This window comes from Proluteimonas luteida (assembly GCF_021191695.1).
Classification (GTDB): domain Bacteria; phylum Pseudomonadota; class Gammaproteobacteria; order Xanthomonadales; family Xanthomonadaceae; genus Luteimonas; species Luteimonas luteida.
The window spans coordinates 1-22,176 of record NZ_JAIWPT010000023.1 but is presented as its reverse complement, the minus strand read 5'-3'; the positions used below and the strand labels follow the sequence as shown (position 1 = coordinate 22,176).

Below are 22,176 nucleotides of genomic sequence, written 5' to 3'. Positions count from 1 at the left end.
AGCTGGGAATTCGCTTGGCTGCCGCGGCCGGCCCGGAAGACCGGGCGGGACCGCAAAAGACGCCCGAGTGTAGCGGAACCCTGAATCGACCGACAATCGAGCACTGCAGCATGAGATCCCGTCCCTGGGCGCGCACCGTGCTAGCGACTTGCCACCTGGCCGCGGTAGCGCTCGGCCAACGTCCCCACGCGCTGGACGTAGTGCTGGGTCTCGCGGTACGGCGGCACGCCCTTGTGCCGGTCGACCGCGCCCTCGCCGGCGTTGTAGCCGGCCGCGGCCAGGGTCAGGTCGCCGTTGAAGCGCTTCAGCAGCCAGGCCAGGTACTCGACGCCGCCGCGGATGTTCTGCTCCGGATCGAAGGCGTTGACCACGCCGAAGCGCCGCGCCGTGCCCGGCATCAGCTGCATCAGCCCCTGGGCGCCGGCGCGCGAGAGCGCATTCGGGTTGAACGCCGACTCGGCATGCATGATCGCGCGCACGATCGCCTCCTCGACCCCGAACTCGCGGGCCGCGCGGGCCACTTCGTCGCGATAGGCGTCGTGGTTGAGGCGCACGGTGCCGAAATTGACCCCCGGCGCGGCACCGCAGGCGTAGCAGGTTTCCATGAAGCTGTAGCTGATGGTCCGCAGCGCGGTCGCGTCGGCGCCGCGCGGGCGGGCGCTGGTGTAGTGGCGCACGCCGTCCTTGACGTAGGAATAGACCTGCCCCTGCTGCAGCCGGCGCTGCGGCTGTCCGGCGGGCGGCGCAGCGGGCGCGGGTGCCGATGCCGGCGTCGATGCCGGGGCAGCGGCGGCCGTCGCGGTGGACGCAGCGGCGCTCCCGCCCATGAAGGTGGCAGGCGCGCCACGGTCGATGTTGGCCGGCGGGGCGGCGGTCGAGGCCGCGGGCCGCGAGGCCGTGGCTGCCGGGCGCGGCGCGGCGGGCGCGCGGCTGACCGCGCGGCAGCTGGCGCCGGATACGCGCTTGCTGACGTACTGGGGAATGCCGTCGCCGGTGTCGCAACGGTAGAGCGTGCTGGCCCCGGCCGGAACGGCCGCCAGCAACGCGAATCCTGCGATGAGTCCCCATCCCCGTTTCACGGGCGGAGTGTCCCGCGTTCCGCGGCGCTTGCCAAGCCCTTGATCTTGAAGCCCGGATCGCGCGGCGACGCCCGCGGTGACGGCGGTCCCGGCTACACTTCGCTCCCCATCACAGCCATCCGGCCCGGACTCACCGCCGCGCCCCGGAACCGCCATGACCCAGCAAAAAGAAACCGGTGGTCAACGACCACCCGCCGACGCCCTTCTCCCGCATGGCGGGAGAAGGGGGAACCGCCCGCAGAGCGGGTGGTGGGATGCGGGCAGCACCGCTCCCGCTGCACCGCCCCCTGCAACCTCCATCCACGACCTGCCATCGCCCCGCAAACCCGGCGATGGCCTGCCACCGCGCGGGAAACTCTTCATCCAGACCCACGGCTGCCAGATGAACGAGTACGACTCGGCCAAGATGGCCGACGTGCTGGCCGCGGCCGAAGGCCTGGAGCTGACCGACAACGTCGAGGAGGCCGACGTCGTGCTGGTCAATACCTGCTCGATCCGCGAGAAGGCGCAGGAGAAGGTATTCAGCCAGCTCGGCCGCTGGCGCATGCTCAAGGAAAGCAGGCTCAAGCAGGACGGCAAGGCGATCGTGATCGGCGTCGGCGGCTGCGTCGCGTCGCAGGAAGGCGAGGCGATCGTCAAGCGCGCGCCCTACGTCGACCTGGTGTTCGGCCCGCAGACCCTGCACCGCCTGCCCGAGCTGATCCGCGCCAAGCGCGAGAGCGGCCTGCCGCAGGTCGACATCAGCTTTCCCGAGATCGAGAAGTTCGACCGCCTGCCCGAGCCGCGCGCCGAAGGGCCCAGCGCCTTCGTGTCGATCATGGAGGGCTGCTCGAAGTACTGCTCGTTCTGCGTGGTGCCCTATACCCGCGGCGAGGAGGTCAGCCGGCCGTTCGAGGACGTGCTGGTCGAGGTCGTGCAGCTGGCCGGCCAGGGCGTGCGCGAGATCAACCTGCTGGGCCAGAACGTCAACGCCTACCGTGGGCCGATGGGCGACGCTGCCGGGGAAGGCAGCGACGAGCTCGCGGATCTCGGCCTGCTGATCCGCACCATCGCCGAGATCGACGGCATCGACCGCATCCGCTTCACCACTTCGCACCCGCTGGAGTTCTCCGACTCGCTGATCGAGGCCTATCGCGACGTGCCGCAGCTGGCCAACTACCTGCACCTGCCGGTGCAGTCGGGCAGCGACCGCATCCTCTCGGCGATGAAGCGCGGCTACACCGCGCTGGAGTTCAAGCAGAAGATCCGCAAGCTGCGCGCGGTGCGCCCGGACATCTCGATCTCGTCGGACTTCATCGTCGGCTTCCCCGGCGAGACCGACGCCGATTTCGGGAAGACCATGAAGCTGATCGAGGACGTCGGCTTCGACCAGTCGTTCTCGTTCATCTATTCGCGCCGCCCCGGCACTCCGGCCTCCGACCTTGAGGATTCGGTGAGCCAGGAGGAGAAGCACGCGCGTCTGTCGCGGCTGCAGGCCCACATCAACGCGCATGCGGCCGGCATCTCGCAGCGCATGGTCGGCAGCGTGCAGACGGTGCTGGTCGAGGGACCGTCGCGCAAGGACCCGAACGAGCTGACCGGCAAGACCGAGAACATGCGCTCGGTGAATTTCCCCGGGCATCCGCGCTTGATCGGGCAGTTCGTCGACGTCGAGATCACCTCGGCGCTGACCAACTCGCTGCGCGGCCGGGTGGTGACCGCCGGCGCGAGCTGAGCCGGTGCTGCCGGGCCGCGCAGTGCCGGGACTGTCGATCCGCGAGACCGATGCCGCCGGGTTCGCGCGGGCCTGGCCGGTGTTCCGCGACGTCGTCGCCAGCGGCGACACCTATGCCTATGCGCCCGACATCACGCTGGCCGAGGCGCGGGCGCTGTGGACCACGCCGCCGGCACGCTGCTTCGTCGCCGAGCGCGATGGAAGGATCGTCGGCCTGTCCCTGCTGAAGCCGAACCAGCCCGGCCTCGGCGACCACGTCGCCAACGCCGGCTTCATGGTCGCGGCCGACGCCCGCGGCCAGGGCATCGCCTCGGCGCTGTGCGAACACGCGATGGCGCAGGCCCGCTCGGCGGGCTTCACCGCGATGCAGTTCAACTACGTGGTCGCCAGCAACGCGGTCGCGATCCGGCTGTGGCAGCGCCACGGCTTCGCCATCGTCGGCCGCGTACCCGGCGCGTTCCGCCATGCACGGCTGGGGGCGACGGATGTGCTGGTGATGCATCGGGTGCTGTAGCGGGGTCCGCCAACGCTGCTTTGCTGTTGCTTGACTTTGGCTTTGGCTGCTGGTTCTTGATCTGTCGAGCCGTAAAGCGAGCCGAGCATCGCCAACCGCCCCTCAATCCAACCGCTTGCGGAACCGCAGGATCGCCGCGGTCATCGTCACCACCGTGAAGCCGCACAGCACCAGCACGCTCGGCCACAGTTCCCAGATGCTCGCCCCGCGCAGCATGACCCCGCGGATCAGGCGCAGGAACTGGGTCATCGGCAGCACCTCGGCGCCCCATTGCACGACGTCCGGCATGCCGGCGAACGGGAACATGAAACCGGAGATCAGGATCGACGGCAGGAACACCAGCATCGCGACCTGGATCGCCTGGAACTGGGTGCGGGTGTGGGTGGAGATCAGCAGGCCCATCGACAGGTTGGCGAAGATCAGCAGCAGCGCGGCGATGTAGACGTCCAGCAGGCTGCCGCGCAGCGGCACGTCGAAGAACCAGAAGCCGAGCGCGAGGATCAGCGTGGTCTGGACCAGGCCGATCACCGCATACGGCAGCACCTTGCCGACCATCAGCGCACTGCGGCTCAGCGGGGTGGCGATCAGCAGTTCCATGTTGCCGCGCTCGCGCTCGCGTACCGCGGCCATCGCGGTGAACATCATCATCGTCATGGTCAGGATGATGCCGATCAGGCCGGGCACGATGCTGACCGCCGAGCGCCGTTCCGGGTTGTAGAAGCTGACGACCTGGATCTGCGCCGGCTCCGGCGTGGCGCGCGCGCCGTTCAGGCCCTCCAGCGGCAGTTGCGCCAGCTGGTTGGCGGCCGCCTGGACCACGGTATCGGTGCCGTCCACCATCACCTGCACCGCGGGGCGGCCGTCGGCCAGGCGGCGGTCGTAGTCCGGCGGGATCGCGATGCCGACACTGACCTCGCCCCGCCGCAGCATGTCCACCAGTTGCTGCGGGCTGTCGGCGACGCGGCGCACGTCGATGATGCCGGTCGCGTTCATGTCCATCACCGCGGCGCGCGATGTCGCGGTCATGGCCTGGTCGACGACCGCGGTCTCCAGGTTGCGCGGGTTGAAGTTGATCGCATAGCCGAACAGCAACAGGTCGATGACCGGGATCATCACGATCATCAGCATGCTGATGCGGTCGCGGCGCATCTGCCGCAGTTCCTTCAGGGCCACCGCCCAGGTCCGGCGCAGGTTGCTCATGCGACGTCTTCCTCCGGCGCGCGGCCGCGGGTGGCGGCGACGAACACGTCCTCGAGGTTGGATTCGACCGGCAGCACCTCTGCTTCCAGTCCCGCCGCATGCAGCGCGCTGCGGAGCGCCCCGGCGCTGTCCTCGCCGGGCGCCGACAGCACCCGCAGGCTGTTGCCGATCTGGGCGACGCTGAGTACGCCGGGCAGTCCGGACAGCGCCTGCTGCGCGCGGCGCGGCTGCGCGGCGCGGATCTCGACGCTGCGACCGCGCAGGTCCGCCGCCAGCTGGCCCGGCGCACCGTCGGCGACCAGCACGCCCTGGTCGAGGATCGCGATGCGGTGACAGCGCTCGGCCTCGTCCATGTAGTGCGTGGACACCAGCAGCGTGGTGCCGGCATCGGCCAGCTCGAAGAGCTTTTCCCAGAAGTCGCGGCGCGACTCGGGATCGACCGCGCTGGTGGGCTCGTCCAGGAACAGCAGCTCCGGCCGGTGGATCACCGCGCCGGCCAGTGCCAGGCGCTGCTTCTGGCCGCCGCTCAGCGTCCCGGCCAGCTGCTTTTCGCGGCCCTCGAAGTGGTACAGCGCGACCAGTTCGTCGACCCGCGCACGGGTCTGCTGCCGTGAAAGCCCGTAGACCGCGGCCAGGAATTCCAGGTTCTCGCGCACCGTCAGGTCTTCGAACAGCGAGAACTTCTGGGTCATGTAGCCGATGCGCAGGCGCAGCGCGTCGGCCTGTTCCGGCACCCGCAGCCCCAGGACGTCGATGTCGCCGGCGGTGGGCGTCAGCAACCCGCACAGCATGCGCATCGTGGTCGACTTGCCCGAGCCGTTGGGGCCGAGGAAGCCGTAGACGTTGGCGCGCGGCACGGTCAGGTCCACATGGTCGACCGCGACCAGGTCGCCGAAGCGCTTGACCAGCCCGCGTGCGCGGATCGCGATGCCGCCGTCGCCCTCGACGGCGACGGACTCAGCGGACGCCATCGAACTGCACCCGCAGCGGCAGGCCGGCCGGCAGGTCGCCGGCATCCTCGAGCGCCACCTCGGCCAGATAGCTCAGGCGCGCGGCGTCCTTGCCGGTCAGCGCGTAGTAGGGGGTGAACGTCGGCTCGCTGCGGATCATCCGCACGCGGCCGGCGTAGCGGCGTTCGCCGTCCGCGCCGACCAGCACCGTCGCGGCATCGCCGACCGCGATGCCCGCGCGCAGCGGCTCGGGCACGTAGATGCGCGCATACGGCGAATCGCCGACCAGCATCAGCGCCAGCGGTGCGCCGACCGGGGCCTCGTCGCCGAGCCGGTACGGCAGGCTGTCGACGCGGCCGGCGCGCGGCGCCACCACGTCCAGCCGGCCCGAGGTGAACGACTGCGCCTGCAGCTGCGCCTCCGCCGCCGCCAGCGCGGCCTCGGCCTGGGCGATCTGCTCGGGCCGCACGCCGTTGCGCAGTTCGGCCAGCGCGGCCTGCGCGCCGGCGACCTGGGCCCGGGCGTTGCCGGCGGCGGCACGGGCACGGTCGACATCGGCCGCGGACACCAGTTGCTGGCCGCCGAGCGGCCGCAGGCGGTCGTAGTAGGCCTGGGCGTCGCGCGCCTGGGCCTGGGCGGCGGCGAGACTGGCGCGGGCCTGGTCGACGTCCTCGCGGCGCGCGCCGTTGCGCAGTTCCTCCAGCGCCTCGCGCTGGCGGGCGACATCGGCCTGCACCGCGGCCAGCTGGGCATCGCCGCGGGTGCGCTCCAGGGTCAGGAGGCGCGCGCCGGCCTCGACCCGCTCGCCCTCGTGCACGGCGATGTCGACGATGCGCTCGGCGGCCGGGGCCGGCAACGCGATGCGGTCGTATTCCAGCGTGCCCAGCGCCTGCGGCGGCGCCTGGGCGCAGCCGGCCAGCAACATGGCGACAACGGCACCGGCGACGAGACGGGCGCGCGCCGCAGTGGAGCGCGCGCGGTGGGGCGCGTGACGGGAACCAAGGTTCGATGCGGAAGTCATTGCGGGAGCTCCAGGCCGCGTTCGATCAAGGCGAGCGCGTGGGACCGGATGTCGTCGATGCCGAGCGCGTCGCTGTCGAACAGCTGGCGCCAGACCGGCATGCCGGCGGCGGGGAACAGGGTCAGCCCGACCAGCGACACCATCAGCAGGCGCGGGTCGAGCCCGGGGTTGAGCCGGCCGGCGGCCTGCTCGGCGGCGATCCGCGCGGCCATCACCGCCGAGATCTCCGGCGCCAGCCGGGTGACCAGCAGCCCGCGCAGGCTGCCGCCCTCGCTGACCACCTCGCGGATCCACAGCGGCGGCAGCCACGCATGCCGGGCGATCAGGCCGCAGATGGCATCGACGAACGCCGTCAGCACCGTGCGCAGCGGCGCGTCCGGCATGCCCAGCAGGGTGTCGCGGACCTCGGCGAACACCGGCATCAGCCGCTCTGCGATCACCGCGTCGCGCAGCCCCGCGGTGTCGTGGAAGTAGTAGTGCAGCAGCGCCGGGGTCACGCCGGCCTCGCGGGCGATCTCGCGCAGCGAGGACGCGGCGATGCCGCGGCGCACGTAGCAGGCCAGCGCGGCGTCGAGCGCGGCGGCGCGGCGATCGCCGTCGCCGCTGGGACGGCCGGGGCGGCGGGCAGGCGCACGGGGACGGGGAGGAGTTGCCATGCGCCTATTTAATTGACTGTTCAATCAATATCGCGTGAACGCGCGGACTGCACGCGTCCTTGCGACCGGTGCGCTACCCTTCCCTGCCTATGTCCCACCCCCACCAGACCAACTTCCTTCTCGAGCCGGCCGACATCGAACGCCTGGCCAACCTCGCCGGCCCGTTCGACAGCCACCTGCGCCAGATCGAGCTGCGGCTCGGCGTGGAGATCGCCAATCGCGGCAACGTGTTCCGGGTCACCGGCCGCGACGCCGGCGCGATCGAGCGCGCGAAGAAGCTGCTGCAGTCGCTGTACGCGGAAACCGACCACGAGGTGTTCGACAGCCATGCGATCGCGCTGCGCCTGAGCGAGGCCAACGTCGACGACGACCCCGCGTCCGTGGCCTACACGCCGCAGGAAGTCGCGGTGAAGGTCAAGCGCGGCACGATCCGTGGCCGCGGCGCGAACCAGGCCAAGTACCTGCACCGCATCACCACCCACGACATCAATTTCGGCATCGGCCCGGCCGGTACCGGCAAGACCTTCCTCGCGGTTGCGATGGCGGTCGAGGCGCTCAACGAGTCGCGCGTGCAGCGACTGGTCCTGGTGCGCCCGGCGGTCGAGGCCGGCGAGAAGCTCGGCTTCCTGCCGGGCGACCTGTCGCAGAAGGTCGACCCCTACCTGCGCCCGCTCTACGACGCGCTGTACGAGATGCTCGGCGTGGAGAAGGTGGCCAAGCTGCTGGAGCGCAACGTCATCGAGATCGCGCCGCTGGCCTACATGCGCGGACGCACGCTCAACGACGCGTTCGTGATCCTCGACGAGGCCCAGAACACCACCATCGAGCAGATGAAGATGTTCCTGACCCGGCTGGGTTTCGGCTCCACCGCGGTGGTCACCGGCGACCTGACCCAGATCGACCTGCCCAAGCACGTGAAGTCGGGCCTGCGCGACGCGATCGACGTGCTGCGCGACGTCGACGGCGTCAGCTTCACCTTCTTCGAGGCGCGCGACGTCGTGCGCCATCCGCTGGTCGCGCGCATCGTCAGCGCCTACGAACGCCGCGACGCGGCCGACGCGGCGACCGGGCCGGCCTGAGGCGGCGCCGATGATGACCCAGGGCCCGGTCCGCCTCGATGTCGCCGTTGGCTATGCCACGCCGCGCAAGGGCATCCCGGCGGCGGCGAGTTTCCGCCGCTGGGCCGCGCTGGCGTTCGCCGGCCGCATCCGCGAGGCTGATCTCGCGATCCGTATCGTCGGCGAGGACGAGGGCCGCGCGCTCAACCGCCATTACCGCGGCAAGGACTATGCGACCAACGTGCTGTCGTTCCCGGCGGAACTGCCGGAGGGCCTGCCCGCGGACGTGCACCTGCCGCTGCTCGGCGACCTGGTGATCTGCGCGCCGGTGGTCGCGCGCGAGGCCGCCGAGCAGGGCAAGCCGCTCAATGCCCACTACGCCCACCTCACCGTGCACGGCGTGCTGCACCTGCTCGGCTGGGACCACGAGGACGAGAAGGAGGCCGAGGCGATGGAGCAGCTCGAACGCGAGATCCTCGCCGAGCTCGGCATCACCGACCCCTACGCCGGCGAGATCCGCTGAGCGGCGGCACACGGGCGGCGCCGTCGACGGCGCTTCCCGGGATCCGCGGCCGCGGATCCCGGATCGAGACCCGCCCCGCGGCAGCCTGCTAGACTTTCCCTGCGTCCCGTCCGGGCGCTTTCCGATCAAGCACTTGCACCATGTCCGAGGACGACAGTCGACCCTCCCCCGGTTCCGAACCCCATGAACGCCGTCGCGGCTGGCTCGAGCGCCTGAGCTCGGCGATTTCCGGCGAACCCAGCAACCGCGAGGACCTGCTCGAGCTGCTGCGCGACACCCACGCCGACGGACTGATCGACGCCGACACGCTGCGCATGTTCGAAGGTGCGCTCGGCATCTCCAGCAAGACCGTCGGCGACGTCATGGTGCCGCGCGCGCAGATGGTCGCGCTGTCCGCGGACGCGCGCTTCATCGACCTGATGAAGCAGGTGGTCGAATCCGGCCACTCGCGCTTCCCGGTGCACGGCGAGGACAAGGACGAGATCCTCGGCATCCTGCTGGCCAAGGACCTGCTGCGCGGCGTGGTCGCCGACAACGGCCCGGGCACGATCCACGGCCTGCTGCGGCCGGCGGTGCTGATCCCCGAGTCGAAGAAGCTCAACGTGCTGCTGCGCGAGTTCCGCCTGTCGCGCAACCACATGGCGATCGTCATCGACGAGTACGGCGGCGTCGCCGGGCTGGTGACGATCGAGGACCTGCTCGAGGAGATCGTCGGCGAGATCGACGACGAGCACGACGACGCCGAGGACCCGAACGCGCTGATCGCGGCCCAGGCCGACGGCCAGTTCGCGGTCAGCGCGCTGACCCCGGTCGACGATTTCAACGAGCGCTTCGGCGCCGATTTCGACGACACCGAGTACGACACCATCGGCGGGGTGATCACCGCCGCGATGGGCCACCTGCCCGAGGTCGGCGAGGAGCTGACCATCGGCCGGTTCGACTTCCGCGTCACCGATGCCGACTCCCGCCGCCTGCACGCGCTGCATGTCAGCGTGCATGCCGAGGCGTAATCCGGGCGGCGCCGCCCGCGTCTGGCTGGCTGCGCTGCTGTGCCTGCTGGCGTTGGTCGCGATGCCGGCCGCGGCGCGGCAGTCCTCCGCAGCGGCCGGCGACGGCCTGCGCATCGGCGTGGCGACGATGCAGCCGGGCGAGGTGTTCTTCGAGCGCTTCGGCCACAACGCGATCGTCGTCGACGACCCCGCGCTGCCCGGGCCGCTGTCGTACAACTTCGGCTTCTTCGACCCCTACGAGCCGGACTTCACGTCCCGCTTCATCCGCGGCGACATGCGCTACCAGCTGGCCGCGCTGCCACTGGACGAGGACCTGGCGTACTACCGCGACGTCGGCCGCGGCGTGTCGATCCAGTGGCTGGACCTGGACCCGCGGCAGGCGCGCCATCTGGCCGATGCGCTGGCGCGCAACGCCCTGCCCGAGAACGCGCACTACCGCTACGACTACTTCACCGACAACTGCTCGACCCGCGTACGCGACGCGCTCGACGACGCGCTGGGCGGCGTCCTGCGCCGGCAGCTGCAGGGCCGCTCGCGCGGCAACACCTACCGCGGCGACGCGGTCCGCCTGGCATCGCCGGCGCCGTGGATGTGGCTGGGCTTCGACATCGGGCTCGGCCCGGCGGCGGACCGCCCCAATGCACTGTGGGAGGACAGCTTCGTGCCGATGCGGCTGGCCGACGCGTTGCGCGAGGCACGCAATGCCGACGGCCGGCCGCTGGTGACGGACGAGGTCGAGATCATCGCGCACCGCCAGCCGCCCGAACCCGCGGAACGTCCCCGGCTGGTGTGGCCGTGGCTGCTGGCCGGCCTGGCGATCGCGGCCGCGATCGTCGCCATCGGCCGGCGCGCACCGCGGCGCGTGGCGGCGGCCGCGCTGCCGTTCTGGACGGTCTGCGCGGTGCTCGGCGGGCTGATGCTGTTCCTGTGGCTCGGCACCGCGCACGGCTTCGCCTGGCGCAACCAGAACCTGCTGCTGTTCAATCCGCTGTGCCTGCTGCTGCTGCCCGGCGGCTGGCGCCTGGCCCGCGGCCGACCGCCGGGCCGCCTGTTCCACTGGCTGCTGTGGAGCGTCGCCGTGCTCGGCATCGTCGGCCTGTTCCTGCACTGGCTGCCGGTGCTGCCGCAGCGCAACGCGGCATGGCTGGCGCTGCTGCTGCCGGTGCACATCGCGCTGCTGGCGGCATTGCGCCCGGCGGGCGGGCAGCGCGCCCGATAACGGCACCGCCGGTCGCCACACGTGGCGCGTACGCCGCATCACTGCCGTGCCGACAGTCCGCTTGTCGCGCCGGCGCGCTTGCCCGAGGATGGCGCGATGCAGAATCCGTCGCCCCCGCCGCCCGCCAACCCGTCGAGCGTCATCAACTGCGTCGTCTACGGCCCGGACGGCAAGCGCGACATCGTGCTCGACGAGATCGGCAGTGCGCTGGCCGCGGACGACCGCAGCTTCGTGTGGATCGGCCTGTACGAGCCCGAGCCGGCGGTGCTGACCCGGCTGCAGGCCGACTTCGGCCTGCACGACCTGGCGATCGAGGATGCCAGCAAGGCACACCAGCGTCCGAAGCTGGAAGCCTATGGCGACTCGTTGTTCGTCGTCGCCAATACCGCGCAGGCGGTCGGCGAACGCATCGTCTATGGCGAGACCCACCTCTTCCTCGGCCCGCGCTACCTGGTCACCGTGCGTCACGGCGCCTCGCTGTCGTACGCGTCGGCGCGCCAGCGCATCGAGCGCGATCCGGCGCTGCTGGCGATGGGCCCGGCCTGCGGACTGTATGCGGTGCTCGATGCGATCGTCGACAACTACCTGCCGATCGTCGACGAGTTCAAGGCCACGCTGACCGCGCTGGAACAGGAGATCATCAGCGAGAAGTTCCACCGCGGCATCGTGATCCGGCTCTACGAGCTCAAGCGCGAGCTGACCTACATGCGCGTGGCGATGGCGCCGCTGCAGGACGTGCTGTCGCAGCTGGTGCGCAGCAGCAGTCCGCTGGTCCCGGCGGAAACCAGGCTCTACCTGCGCGACGTGCTCGACCACTCGGTGCGGATCAACGAGAGCATCGACGTGCTGCGCGACATGCTCGGCACCGCGCTCGGCGTCAACCAGGCGCTGGTCACCCTGACCCAGGGCGAGATCGTCAAGAAGCTCGGCGCATGGGCGGCCCTGCTGGCGGCGCCGACCCTGATCACCAGCTGGTACGGCATGAATTTCGAGGGCATGCGGGAGTTCGAGCAGCCCTGGGCGTATCCGGTGCTGATCGGCGGCATCGCGGTCATCGTCACCTTGCTCTACCGCTATCTGCGCAGGATCGGCTGGCTTTGAAGCCTGTCGATTGCGACGAAAGTCTTACGCACAATCCGACGGATTGCGGTCAACGGCGATTGACCGCATCGCCTCGCAGGGCGACCCTGTGCGCCTCCACCGAGGGGATCTCCAAATGAAGGGTGTTTTCAACCATGTGCTCTGGGGCGCGGTCGCGCTGCTGGGCGCTTCGTGTCTGGGCGTCGTCGCCCTGCGCCAGGGCGAGCAGATCAGCGCGCTCTGGATCGTCGTCGCGGCGGTGTCGATCTATCTGGTCGCCTACCGCTACTACAGCCTGTTCATCGCCAACAAGGTGATGGGCCTCGATCCCCGCCGGGCCACGCCCGCGATCGTCAACAACGACGGTCTGGACTACGTGCCCACCAACAAGCACGTGCTGTTCGGCCACCACTTCGCCGCGATCGCAGGCGCCGGTCCGCTGGTCGGCCCGGTGCTCGCCGCGCAGATGGGCTACCTGCCCGGCATGCTGTGGCTGATCGTCGGCGTGGTCCTGGCCGGCGCGGTCCAGGACTTCATGGTCCTGTTCGTCTCCGAGCGCCGCAACGGCCGCTCGCTCGGCGACCTGGTCCGCGAGGAGATGGGGCCGGTCGCCGGCACCATCGCCCTGTTCGGCGCCTTCATGATCATGATCATCATCCTCGCGGTGCTGGCGATGATCGTCGTCAAGGCGCTGGCCGAGAGTCCCTGGGGCATGTTCACGGTCATCGCGACGATGCCCATCGCGATCTTCATGGGCATCTACATGCGCTACATCCGCCCGGGCAAGATCGGCGAGATCTCGGTCGTGGGCATCATCCTGCTGCTGGCCGCGATCTGGTTCGGCGGCAAGGTCGGCGCGGACCCGTACTGGGGCCCGGCGTTCACCTTCACCGGCACCCAGATCACCTGGATGCTGATCGGCTACGGCTTCGTCGCCGCGGTGCTGCCGGTGTGGCTGCTGCTGGCCCCGCGCGACTACCTGTCGACGTTCCTGAAGATCGGCGTGATCGTCGCGCTGGCGATCGGCATCGTCATCGCCAGCCCGGAGGTCACCTCGCTGAAGATGCCGGCGCTGACCGAGTTCGCCTTCACCGGCGACGGCCCGGTGTGGAAGGGCGGGCTGTTCCCGTTCCTGTTCATCACCATCGCCTGTGGCGCCGTCTCCGGCTTCCACGCGCTGATCTCCTCGGGCACCACGCCCAAGCTGCTGGCCAACGAGACCCACGCCCGCTACATCGGCTACGGCGGCATGCTGATGGAGTCGTTCGTGGCGATCATGGCGCTGGTCGCGGCCTCGATCCTCGACCCGGGCATCTACTTCGCGATGAACAGCCCCGCCGCGGTGCTCGGCACCGACGTGCAGAGCGCGGCCGCGGCGGTCAGCCAGATGGGCTTCGTCATCACGCCCGAGGCGCTGGAGCTCAAGGCCCAGCAGATCGGCGAGCACTCGATCATCTCGCGCGCCGGCGGCGCACCGACGCTGGCGGTCGGCATCGCGGTGATCCTGCACGACGCACTGCCCGGCACCGGCGACGCGGCGATGGCGTTCTGGTACCACTTCGCGATCCTGTTCGAGGCGCTGTTCATCCTGACCGCGGTCGACGCGGGCACCCGTGCCGGCCGCTTCATGCTGCAGGACCTGCTGGGCAACTTCGTGCCGGTGCTGCGCCGCACGGAGTCGTGGAGCGCCAACATGATCGGCACCGCGGGCTGTGTCGCACTGTGGGGCTACTTCCTCTACCAGGGCGTCGTCGATCCGCTGGGCGGCATCAACACGCTGTGGCCGCTGTTCGGCATCGCCAACCAGATGCTGGCCGGCATCGCGCTGATGCTGTGCACGGTGGTGCTGTTCAAGATGAAGAAGGACCGCTACGCCTGGGTCACGATCGTCCCGGCGGTGTGGCTGCTGATCTGCACCACCTATGCCGGCCTGATCAAGATCTTCGATCCCAAGCCGGCGCTGGGCTTCATCGCCCAGTCGCGCCACTACCAGGCGGCGATCGCCAACGGCGAGCTGCTGGGCGCGGCCAAGACCGTCGGCCAGATGCGCCAGGTCGTGGTCAACGGCTACGTCAACACCGGCCTGACCGTGCTGTTCCTGTTCGTGGTGTTCAGCGTGCTGTTCTTCGCCATCCGCGCGATCCTGCGGGCACGCCGCAGCCCGACGCCGACCGCGAAGGAGTCGCCCTACATCGAGCTGACCCCCGAGCAGCAGAAGGCATGGCTGTGATGGCCGCCGCCGGAGCGATCCGCTGATGGCCGGGCAACTGGTCACCGCCGAACACTTCGCCACGCACAAGCGTGTGTGGCGGAGGTTCGTGCAGACCGCGCGCCTGTGCTGCGGCATCCCGGACTACGACAACTATGTCCGGCACGTGCTGGAGAAGCATCCCGACCGCGAACCGATGGACTACAAGACCTTCTTCCGCGAACGTCAGGAAGCCCGCTTCGGCGGGCGCAACGGGTTCCGCTGCTGCTGAGCGGAACCGCGCGCGATCATGCGGCCGGGTCGACCGGCCGCAGCTCGCGCAAGCTGAGCACCACCGTCAATCCCGCGCCGTCCTCGTTGTCGAGCAGCTCGATGCTGCCGCCCTGCTGGTCCACGTACATCTTCACGATCGAAAGCCCCAGGCCGCTGCCGGTGACGTCCTGGGCCGCCGACAGCCGCGTGAACCTCTCGAACGCGCGCACGCGATCCTCCGGTGGAATGCCCGGACCACGGTCACTGATGGCCACGAACGGGCGGTGGTCGGTCGTACCCACCTGCACGCGCACGGGACCGCCGGCCCCGTACTTGATCGCGTTGTCCAGAAGATTCGACAGCACCTGATCAAGGAGCTCGGGATTCGCCAGTGCGTACGTCCCGTTCTCGACCTCCAGGCGCATGCTCACGCCAGCCCTGTCCGCATCGCGCGACAATCGCCGCACGACTTCGCCGACGTGGGCGGAGAGGTCGATCTTTTCCAGACCGCGATCGGCACCGGATTCCGCACGCGCCAGCGCAAGCAGCTGCAGCAGCAGCCGGTTCAGGCGATCGGCCGCTTCACGCGCATCGCCGAGCATTTCGCTGTCGACGTCCCGTCCCTGCCAGCGCTTGGCCAGCAGTTCGAGATTCATCTTGAGGACGGTCAGCGGAGTACGCATCTGGTGGGACGCATCCGCCGAGAAGCGCATCGCCGCCTTGTTCATCTCGTCGAGCCGGGTCAGCAACTGGTTGAACGCCTCGAGCGCCGGACGCAACTCGTTCGGAACGCCACGCAGGTCGACTGCCTGGAACCCCCGGACATCGCCGCTTCCCGTGCGCTCCAGGTAACGCTTGATCCGACCCAGCGGCCGGAGATTCCAGCGTACGGCCAGCAGCACGAGCCAGGCGGAAACCACCAGAAGGGCCGCCTCCAGCAGCAGCAACCGTCCCACGAGGTCGTCGCGTATTGCGCGTCGGGAATCCAGGCTCTGGGCAACGGTGACGATCACGTCCCGGTCCACCCCGACCAGCGCGACCCGCTGCGACACCTGCCGGACGGCATCGTTGCCATGGCGGGAATCGAGAATCGCGACGTCCCCGCGCGCCAGCGAGCCGGGGACCTGAAGGTCCGCATAGCCGGTGAGCAGCACCCCGTCCTGCACGACGCTGTAATAGACACTGTCACGCTCCGGATTGTCGAGCAGGCCGAGCACCCACGGCGGGATGTTCACCCAGATCCGGCCATCCTCCACCGTTGCACTTTCCGCGATCGCGCGGACCGCGCCAGTCAACAACCTGTCGGACGACAGGTTGACGACGCGCTGGATCAGCAGGGTTCCCCCCACTCCGAAGGCCACCGCGAACAGCACCATCGGCACGACCAGCACGACGAGGATCCGCAACGCGAGCGAATTTCGCGCACGGCCCGCCTCACGCCTCCAGGACATAGCCCCGCCCGCGGACGGTGCGCACCGTGATGCCGAATGGCGACAGTTTCCTGCGCAGCCTGCCCACGTGCACGTCCAGTGCGTTGGGAGTCACGGGATCCTCGTGGCTGAAGATCTCCGATGCCAGGCGCTCCCGCCCCACCAGCGTCCCGGGATGCACGGCAAGTGCGTCCAGCACCGCCCATTCCCGCGGCCTGAGGTCGAGCGTCTCGCCGTCGACGCACGCCTCGCCCTTGCCGCGGTCGATCTCCAGGCGCCCGATGCACAGCGTCGCGGTCAGCGCAGCGCCCTGGCTGCGCCGCGCCAGTGCCCGCACCCTTGCGCTCAGTTCATCGAGGTCGAATGGCTTGAGGAGATAGTCGTCCGCCCCGGCGTCCAGTCCCGACACCCGGTCGACCAGACGGTCCCGGGCAGTCAAGACCAGCACCGGAACCGTCGAGCCGCGCGCCCGCAGCCGACGCAGGACATCGAGCCCGTCGAGATCGGGCAGGCCCAGGTCCAGGATCACCACGGCGTAGACGACTGCCAAGGCTTCGTCGACGGCAAGCTGGCCGCGCGCAACGTGATCCACCGCCCAACCCTGCGTCCGGGCCGCGTTCATGATCCCACGCGCGACGGCCAGATCGTCTTCGACAACAAGGATGCGCATCGTTCCCCGATGACACGTTGGTGACAGGAACCTTTGACTACATTCCAAGAATAACAAGAGAAAGAAAGGCTGTTGCAAACGGGAGGGAGGTGGATCATGCGGACATGGCTGCAGCCCTGTCTGGCGGCCGCGAGCACGTTTTTTCTGGCCATCGCGCTGGCCGGCTGCGACGCCGCGCGCAAGATTCCAGGCAGTGGTGACACCCGGCGGATCACGGTCTACGGCACGCTCGAGGAGCATCGCGCCGCGCGTCTGCTCGCGTCGTTCGAGCAGCGGCATCCGGGCATCCGTGTCGACTACCAGCGTCGCGATTCCGCGCTCACCTACCAGCAGTTCATTTCCGACGAATCCCTCGGGCTACCGGCCGCGGACGTGGTCTGGAACTCGTCGATGTCGGCCCAGATCAAGCTCATCAACGACGGCCATTCCAGACCGCATCGCACCCGCGAACGGCGCGCGCTTCCCTCCTGGTCGGTCTGGAAGGACGAAGGCTACGCGATCACGTCGGAGGCGATGATCTATGCGTTCAACAGCAACCTCGTCGCTTCCGGTGACTACCCCGTCACGCACGAGGCACTGGCCAGGTTCATCAACGAGAACAGCGCGACGCTCCAGGGAAAGATCGGGATTCTCGACCTGGAGACCAACGAAATCGCCTTCATGGGCTACTCCCAGGACCTGATCGCATCCCGGAGCGCCGAAGGTCTCTACCTCGCGATCGCGAAGACCTCGCCGAAGGTATTCGAGACCAACCGGCAGCTCTACGAAGCCGTGAAGCAGGGAGACGTGTCGATCGCCTACAACATGCTCGCCTCCTATCCGCTCGGCGAGGATGCGCCGCATGTCAGGCCGGTAATGCCGACCGACTACACGTTGATGATCTCGCGGGTGGCCTTCATCCCCGAACGCGCACCGAACCCGGAGCAAGCCGCGGAGTTCCTCGACTTCCTGCTCTCGCGCGAAGCGCAGACCATCATCGCCGACGAACGCCTGGGCGCAGTCAGGCTGGATGTCGAAGATCCCACGTTCCGGGGACGACAGTTCAGGCCAATCCGGCTCGGACCGTCCCTGCTTGCCGATTTCGACCAGATGCGCAGGGAGCGCCTTCTCGGCCAATGGAAGGCTTCGCTTCATGCCGCTACATCGGATCTGAATCGACCCCGGCCAAGGCCGGATTCACGGGAGGAATGAATGCACAGCACCGTCGAGAAGGCCGCCAGCCTGGCCCTGGTGGTCGGAACCATCCTGCTTCCGGGCACGGCCAACGCAAGCCCTCCGGACCAGCAGGCACTGCTTGAAATCGTGGAAAGGCAATCGGCCGAGATCGAGATGCTCAAATCGCGCCTCTCGGCCCTCGAGAACCAGGTGCCCGCCGCGACGCCGGCGACCGTTGCCGCGGGCGGCAGCGGAATCGAATGGAGCGACGGCGCGCCGACCTTCACCGATCCGGATACGGGAACCGACTTCCGCATCCGGGGGCGGGTGCTGATCGACGCGAGCTCCACCTTCGGGTCGGACCACGACGACCGCAACATCACGACCACCGGCCTGCGTTCGGCCAGGCTCGGTTTCGAGGGCGGCGTCGGCGAGAACTTCTTCTACCAGTTCGAGAGCGAGTTCACGGACAACACGCTCGAAGTGAAGGGCGCTCTCGTCGGATGGCGCAGCAACGTCGGCAATCTCGGCTACGACGTCAGGTTCGGCAACATGCTCAACGACCGCAGCCTCGAAAGTTCGACCGGGAACGACGAGACCCCGTTCCTCGAGCGCAGCATCACCGCCACCGCACTCAACCCGACCCAGGGCTACTTCGGCGTCGGCGTCATGGCGCGCCTGTACGGTCGGAACTGGCACGCGAGCCTCCAATACGTCGGCGACGACGTCGACGACGACTGGTCCTCGAGCGACGGCAACGCGCTGATCATGCGCGCCCACTTCAACCCCGCGCTCGGCGGGGAGACGTTCGCGCATGTCGGTGGCTGGGGTTACCGGGAGGAACTCTCGGAGGCGAACCCCGGCTATTCCAGGAACACCGTGATCGGCGGTCGACTGAACGACAACGTCCGCGTGTCGCTGGGAGACATCGGCAGTTTCTCGGGCGGAGACGCCTATGGCCTGGAACTCGGCATCGTGCATCCGACGACCTGGGCGTTCGCGGAAGCCGGGAAACGCGATTTCGAGGTCGAAGGCCATGCCGCCTACGACAGCGTCCAGGCCGACACATTCAACATCTCCGTCGGCCACATCTTCGGCGGCGCCGTTGGTTATTCGAAGCGGAACGGACGCCTGTCACGGCCCGAGATCTCGTCGCCGATCAGCGCAGGCGGACCCGGCGCGCTGGAGATCCTGGCCAGATACGAGCGGCTGGACTACCGGGACGCGCCATACGGCGGCGACGGTTCCGCCATCACGCTGGGCGCCAACTGGCACCTGACCGGCTGGAGCAAGTTGATGCTCAACCTCATCCACTGGAAAACCGACAACAGATCTGGCCCGTTCGCCGGACCTGATTCCGGCAACACGGTCACCACGCGCATGCAGGTGTCCTTCTGAATCACCGCATCAATCACCGCAGGAGAACAGAGATGATCGACAACAATCGCAGGAAGTTCGTTTCGACCGGGCTGGCAGGGGTCGCCGCCATGTCGGTGGCTGGTACGGGCATCGCCCGGGCCGCGGCAGGCGGCGCCGCCGCCCCGACCAGCGTGGACACCGTGATTCCACCGCCCGCGCAGGTATACCTGCCGGTCACCGGCGAAGCCGGCAAGTTTCCCGTCCGCAGGATCCATTGCGTCGGCCGCAACTATCTCGCGCATATCCGAGAACTCAACAACAACGACGCCGAACCGCCGTTCTTTTTCCAGAAGCAGCGCGACATGATCGTCCAGAGCGGCGGCAAGATGCGCTACCCCGCCCTCACCGACGACTTCCAGTTCGAGACGGAACTCGTCGTCGCCATCAAGGCCGCGGGCTACAACGTCACGCCGGACCAGGTCCCCGATCTCATCTATGGATACGCGGTAGGCTTCGACATGACACGCCGCGACCGCCAGAGCGACATGAAGGCGATGGAAAAGCCGTGGGAAATCGGCAAGTCGTTCGAGGACAGCGCCCCCTGCGGGGCGATCACCCCCATCGCCAAGACGGGCTTCCTGGAGCGTGGCCGGATCCGTCTGGACGTGAACGACAAGGTCCGCCAGGACAGCGACCTCGACCACATGATCTGGAATGTCCGGGAGATCATCGTCGAACTTTCCAAGCAAGTGGAGCTCGGTGCCGGCGACCTGATCTACACCGGAACGCCCGAAGGCGTGGGGCCGGTCGTGCGCGGCGATCACATGGTGGCGACGATCGACGGGCTGGAGCCGCTGGTCATCGACGTCGTCTGACGCCAAGGCGACGACATGTCCGGGCTTGCCCGGGCATGCCGTCGCAGCTGCGTTGCGATCCATGAGAGCCGGCGCTGACGGGACCGCCCGGCCGTGTTGATCCTGTTCCGGAGAACTTGTCATGAAGGGTGTTTTCAACCATGTGCTCTGGGGCGCGGTCGCGCTGCTGGGCGCTTCGTGTCTGGGCGTCGTCGCCCTGCGCCAGGGCGAGCAGATCAGCGCGCTCTGGATCGTCGTCGCGGCGGTGTCGATCTATCTGGTCGCCTACCGCTACTACAGCCTGTTCATCGCCAACAAGGTGATGGGCCTCGATCCCCGCCGGGCCACGCCCGCGATCGTCAACAACGACGGTCTGGACTACGTGCCCACCAACAAGCACGTGCTGTTCGGCCACCACTTCGCCGCGATCGCAGGCGCCGGTCCGCTGGTCGGCCCGGTGCTCGCCGCGCAGATGGGCTACCTGCCCGGCATGCTGTGGCTGATCGTCGGCGTGGTCCTGGCCGGCGCGGTCCAGGACTTCATGGTCCTGTTCGTCTCCGAGCGCCGCAACGGCCGCTCGCTCGGCGACCTGGTCCGCGAGGAGATGGGGCCGGTCGCCGGCACCATCGCCCTGTTCGGCGCCTTCATGATCATGATCATCATCCTCGCGGTGCTGGCGATGATCGTCGTCAAGGCGCTGGCCGAGAGTCCCTGGGGCATGTTCACGGTCATCGCGACGATGCCCATCGCGATCTTCATGGGCATCTACATGCGCTACATCCGCCCGGGCAAGATCGGCGAGATCTCGGTCGTGGGCATCATCCTGCTGCTGGCCGCGATCTGGTTCGGCGGCAAGGTCGGCGCGGACCCGTACTGGGGCCCGGCGTTCACCTTCACCGGCACCCAGATCACCTGGATGCTGATCGGCTACGGCTTCGTCGCCGCGGTGCTGCCGGTGTGGCTGCTGCTGGCCCCGCGCGACTACCTGTCGACGTTCCTGAAGATCGGCGTGATCGTCGCGCTGGCGATCGGCATCGTCATCGCCAGCCCGGAGGTCACCTCGCTGAAGATGCCGGCGCTGACCGAGTTCGCCTTCACCGGCGACGGCCCGGTGTGGAAGGGCGGGCTGTTCCCGTTCCTGTTCATCACCATCGCCTGTGGCGCCGTCTCCGGCTTCCACGCGCTGATCTCCTCGGGCACCACGCCCAAGCTGCTGGCCAACGAGACCCACGCCCGCTACATCGGCTACGGCGGCATGCTGATGGAGTCGTTCGTGGCGATCATGGCGCTGGTCGCGGCCTCGATCCTCGACCCGGGCATCTACTTCGCGATGAACAGCCCCGCCGCGGTGCTCGGCACCGACGTGCAGAGCGCGGCCGCGGCGGTCAGCCAGATGGGCTTCGTCATCACGCCCGAGGCGCTGGAGCTCAAGGCCCAGCAGATCGGCGAGCACTCGATCATCTCGCGCGCCGGCGGCGCACCGACGCTGGCGGTCGGCATCGCGGTGATCCTGCACGACGCACTGCCCGGCACCGGCGACGCGGCGATGGCGTTCTGGTACCACTTCGCGATCCTGTTCGAGGCGCTGTTCATCCTGACCGCGGTCGACGCGGGCACCCGTGCCGGCCGCTTCATGCTGCAGGACCTGCTGGGCAACTTCGTGCCGGTGCTGCGCCGCACGGAGTCGTGGAGCGCCAACATGATCGGCACCGCGGGCTGTGTCGCACTGTGGGGCTACTTCCTCTACCAGGGCGTCGTCGATCCGCTGGGCGGCATCAACACGCTGTGGCCGCTGTTCGGCATCGCCAACCAGATGCTGGCCGGCATCGCGCTGATGCTGTGCACGGTGGTGCTGTTCAAGATGAAGAAGGACCGCTACGCCTGGGTCACGATCGTCCCGGCGGTGTGGCTGCTGATCTGCACCACCTATGCCGGCCTGATCAAGATCTTCGATCCCAAGCCGGCGCTGGGCTTCATCGCCCAGTCGCGCCACTACCAGGCGGCGATCGCCAACGGCGAGCTGCTGGGCGCGGCCAAGACCGTCGGCCAGATGCGCCAGGTCGTGGTCAACGGCTACGTCAACACCGGCCTGACCGTGCTGTTCCTGTTCGTGGTGTTCAGCGTGCTGTTCTTCGCCATCCGCGCGATCCTGCGGGCACGCCGCAGCCCGACGCCGACCGCGAAGGAGTCGCCCTACATCGAGCTGACCCCCGAGCAGCAGAA

20 protein-coding genes are annotated in these 22,176 nt (G+C 68.8%); 13 read left to right on the top strand and 7 right to left on the bottom strand.

The window, feature by feature from the left end; genetic code table 11:
- Nucleotides 1-140 precede the first annotated feature (140 nt).
- Nucleotides 141-1,079, bottom strand: coding sequence for a lytic transglycosylase domain-containing protein (locus tag LDO26_RS16295; RefSeq protein ID WP_232132152.1), 939 nt, complete (start codon nucleotides 1,077-1,079; stop codon nucleotides 141-143).
- Nucleotides 1,080-1,377: 298 nt separating this feature from the next.
- On the opposite strand from LDO26_RS16295, the gene miaB reads away from it, so the two are divergent.
- Both miaB and LDO26_RS16285 read left to right on the top strand, forming a co-directional pair.
- Nucleotides 1,378-2,793, top strand: coding sequence for a tRNA (N6-isopentenyl adenosine(37)-C2)-methylthiotransferase MiaB (gene miaB, locus LDO26_RS16290; protein ID WP_232132183.1), 1,416 nt, complete (start codon nucleotides 1,378-1,380; stop codon nucleotides 2,791-2,793).
- Between the two features lie 4 nt (nucleotides 2,794-2,797).
- The gene (locus tag LDO26_RS16285) at nucleotides 2,798-3,307 is read left to right on the top strand and encodes a GNAT family N-acetyltransferase (RefSeq protein ID WP_232132151.1); all 510 of its coding nucleotides are present in this window, start codon (nucleotides 2,798-2,800) and stop codon (nucleotides 3,305-3,307) included.
- Nucleotides 3,308-3,409: 102 nt separating this feature from the next.
- Here the strand turns inward: LDO26_RS16285 and LDO26_RS16280 are convergent, their stop codons facing one another.
- The 4 genes from LDO26_RS16280 to LDO26_RS16265 all read right to left on the bottom strand — a co-directional run bounded on the left by LDO26_RS16280 (nucleotide 3,410) and on the right by LDO26_RS16265 (nucleotide 7,134).
- Nucleotides 3,410-4,507: an ABC transporter permease gene (locus LDO26_RS16280; protein ID WP_232132150.1), complete on the bottom strand. Its 1,098-nt coding sequence runs from the start codon at nucleotides 4,505-4,507 to the stop codon at nucleotides 3,410-3,412.
- Nucleotides 4,504-5,430, bottom strand: coding sequence for an ABC transporter ATP-binding protein (locus LDO26_RS16275; protein WP_232132182.1), 927 nt, complete (start codon nucleotides 5,428-5,430; stop codon nucleotides 4,504-4,506). The genes LDO26_RS16280 and LDO26_RS16275 overlap by 4 nt, the downstream gene beginning before the upstream one ends.
- A 34-nt stretch (nucleotides 5,431-5,464) precedes the next feature.
- Nucleotides 5,465-6,382, bottom strand: a complete 918-nt coding sequence (locus LDO26_RS16270; RefSeq protein WP_232132149.1) for an HlyD family secretion protein — start codon at nucleotides 6,380-6,382, stop codon at nucleotides 5,465-5,467.
- Nucleotides 6,383-6,474: 92 nt separating this feature from the next.
- Nucleotides 6,475-7,134: a TetR/AcrR family transcriptional regulator gene (locus LDO26_RS16265; protein ID WP_232132148.1), complete on the bottom strand. Its 660-nt coding sequence runs from the start codon at nucleotides 7,132-7,134 to the stop codon at nucleotides 6,475-6,477.
- Between the two features lie 89 nt (nucleotides 7,135-7,223).
- Between LDO26_RS16265 and LDO26_RS16260 the strand changes: the two genes are divergently transcribed.
- The 7 genes from LDO26_RS16260 to LDO26_RS16230 all read left to right on the top strand — a co-directional run bounded on the left by LDO26_RS16260 (nucleotide 7,224) and on the right by LDO26_RS16230 (nucleotide 14,504).
- The gene (locus tag LDO26_RS16260) at nucleotides 7,224-8,213 is read left to right on the top strand and encodes a PhoH family protein (RefSeq protein ID WP_232132147.1); all 990 of its coding nucleotides are present in this window, start codon (nucleotides 7,224-7,226) and stop codon (nucleotides 8,211-8,213) included.
- Between the two features lie 13 nt (nucleotides 8,214-8,226).
- Complete coding sequence (ybeY, locus tag LDO26_RS16255; protein WP_232132146.1) at nucleotides 8,227-8,715, top strand: rRNA maturation RNase YbeY; 489 nt, start codon at nucleotides 8,227-8,229, stop codon at nucleotides 8,713-8,715.
- 140 nt (nucleotides 8,716-8,855) lie between these two features.
- Nucleotides 8,856-9,725: a CorC family transporter gene (locus tag LDO26_RS16250; protein ID WP_232132145.1), complete on the top strand. Its 870-nt coding sequence runs from the start codon at nucleotides 8,856-8,858 to the stop codon at nucleotides 9,723-9,725.
- Nucleotides 9,700-10,944: a lipoprotein N-acyltransferase Lnb domain-containing protein gene (locus LDO26_RS16245; protein WP_435594113.1), complete on the top strand. Its 1,245-nt coding sequence runs from the start codon at nucleotides 9,700-9,702 to the stop codon at nucleotides 10,942-10,944. The genes LDO26_RS16250 and LDO26_RS16245 overlap by 26 nt, the downstream gene beginning before the upstream one ends.
- A 96-nt stretch (nucleotides 10,945-11,040) precedes the next feature.
- On the top strand, nucleotides 11,041-12,045 hold the full coding sequence (locus LDO26_RS16240) for a magnesium and cobalt transport protein CorA (RefSeq protein ID WP_232132144.1): 1,005 nt from the start codon (nucleotides 11,041-11,043) through the stop codon (nucleotides 12,043-12,045).
- Between the two features lie 115 nt (nucleotides 12,046-12,160).
- Nucleotides 12,161-14,254 (top strand): carbon starvation CstA family protein, encoded by a 2,094-nt coding sequence (locus LDO26_RS16235; RefSeq protein WP_232132143.1) that lies wholly within the window; start codon nucleotides 12,161-12,163, stop codon nucleotides 14,252-14,254.
- Between the two features lie 25 nt (nucleotides 14,255-14,279).
- A complete protein-coding gene (locus LDO26_RS16230) occupies nucleotides 14,280-14,504 on the top strand; it encodes a YbdD/YjiX family protein (RefSeq protein ID WP_232132142.1) in 225 nt (74 codons plus the stop codon).
- Nucleotides 14,505-14,520: 16 nt separating this feature from the next.
- Here LDO26_RS16230 and LDO26_RS16225 read toward each other — a convergent pair whose 3' ends face one another.
- A complete protein-coding gene (locus LDO26_RS16225; protein ID WP_232132141.1) occupies nucleotides 14,521-15,876 on the bottom strand; it encodes a sensor histidine kinase in 1,356 nt (451 codons plus the stop codon).
- A gap of 43 nt (nucleotides 15,877-15,919) precedes the next feature.
- On the bottom strand, nucleotides 15,920-16,585 hold the full coding sequence (locus LDO26_RS16220) for a response regulator (protein WP_232132140.1): 666 nt from the start codon (nucleotides 16,583-16,585) through the stop codon (nucleotides 15,920-15,922).
- Nucleotides 16,586-16,681: 96 nt separating this feature from the next.
- On the opposite strand from LDO26_RS16220, the gene LDO26_RS16215 reads away from it, so the two are divergent.
- The 4 genes from LDO26_RS16215 to LDO26_RS16200 form a co-directional block, all read left to right on the top strand.
- A complete protein-coding gene (locus LDO26_RS16215) occupies nucleotides 16,682-17,776 on the top strand; it encodes an ABC transporter substrate-binding protein (protein ID WP_232132139.1) in 1,095 nt (364 codons plus the stop codon).
- Complete coding sequence (locus LDO26_RS16210; protein WP_232132138.1) at nucleotides 17,777-19,138, top strand: OprO/OprP family phosphate-selective porin; 1,362 nt, start codon at nucleotides 17,777-17,779, stop codon at nucleotides 19,136-19,138.
- A gap of 32 nt (nucleotides 19,139-19,170) precedes the next feature.
- The gene (locus tag LDO26_RS16205; RefSeq protein ID WP_232132137.1) at nucleotides 19,171-19,974 is read left to right on the top strand and encodes a fumarylacetoacetate hydrolase family protein; all 804 of its coding nucleotides are present in this window, start codon (nucleotides 19,171-19,173) and stop codon (nucleotides 19,972-19,974) included.
- Between the two features lie 121 nt (nucleotides 19,975-20,095).
- Nucleotides 20,096-22,176: carbon starvation CstA family protein (locus LDO26_RS16200; RefSeq protein WP_232132136.1), on the top strand; the 2,081-nt coding region annotated here is incomplete at its 3' end.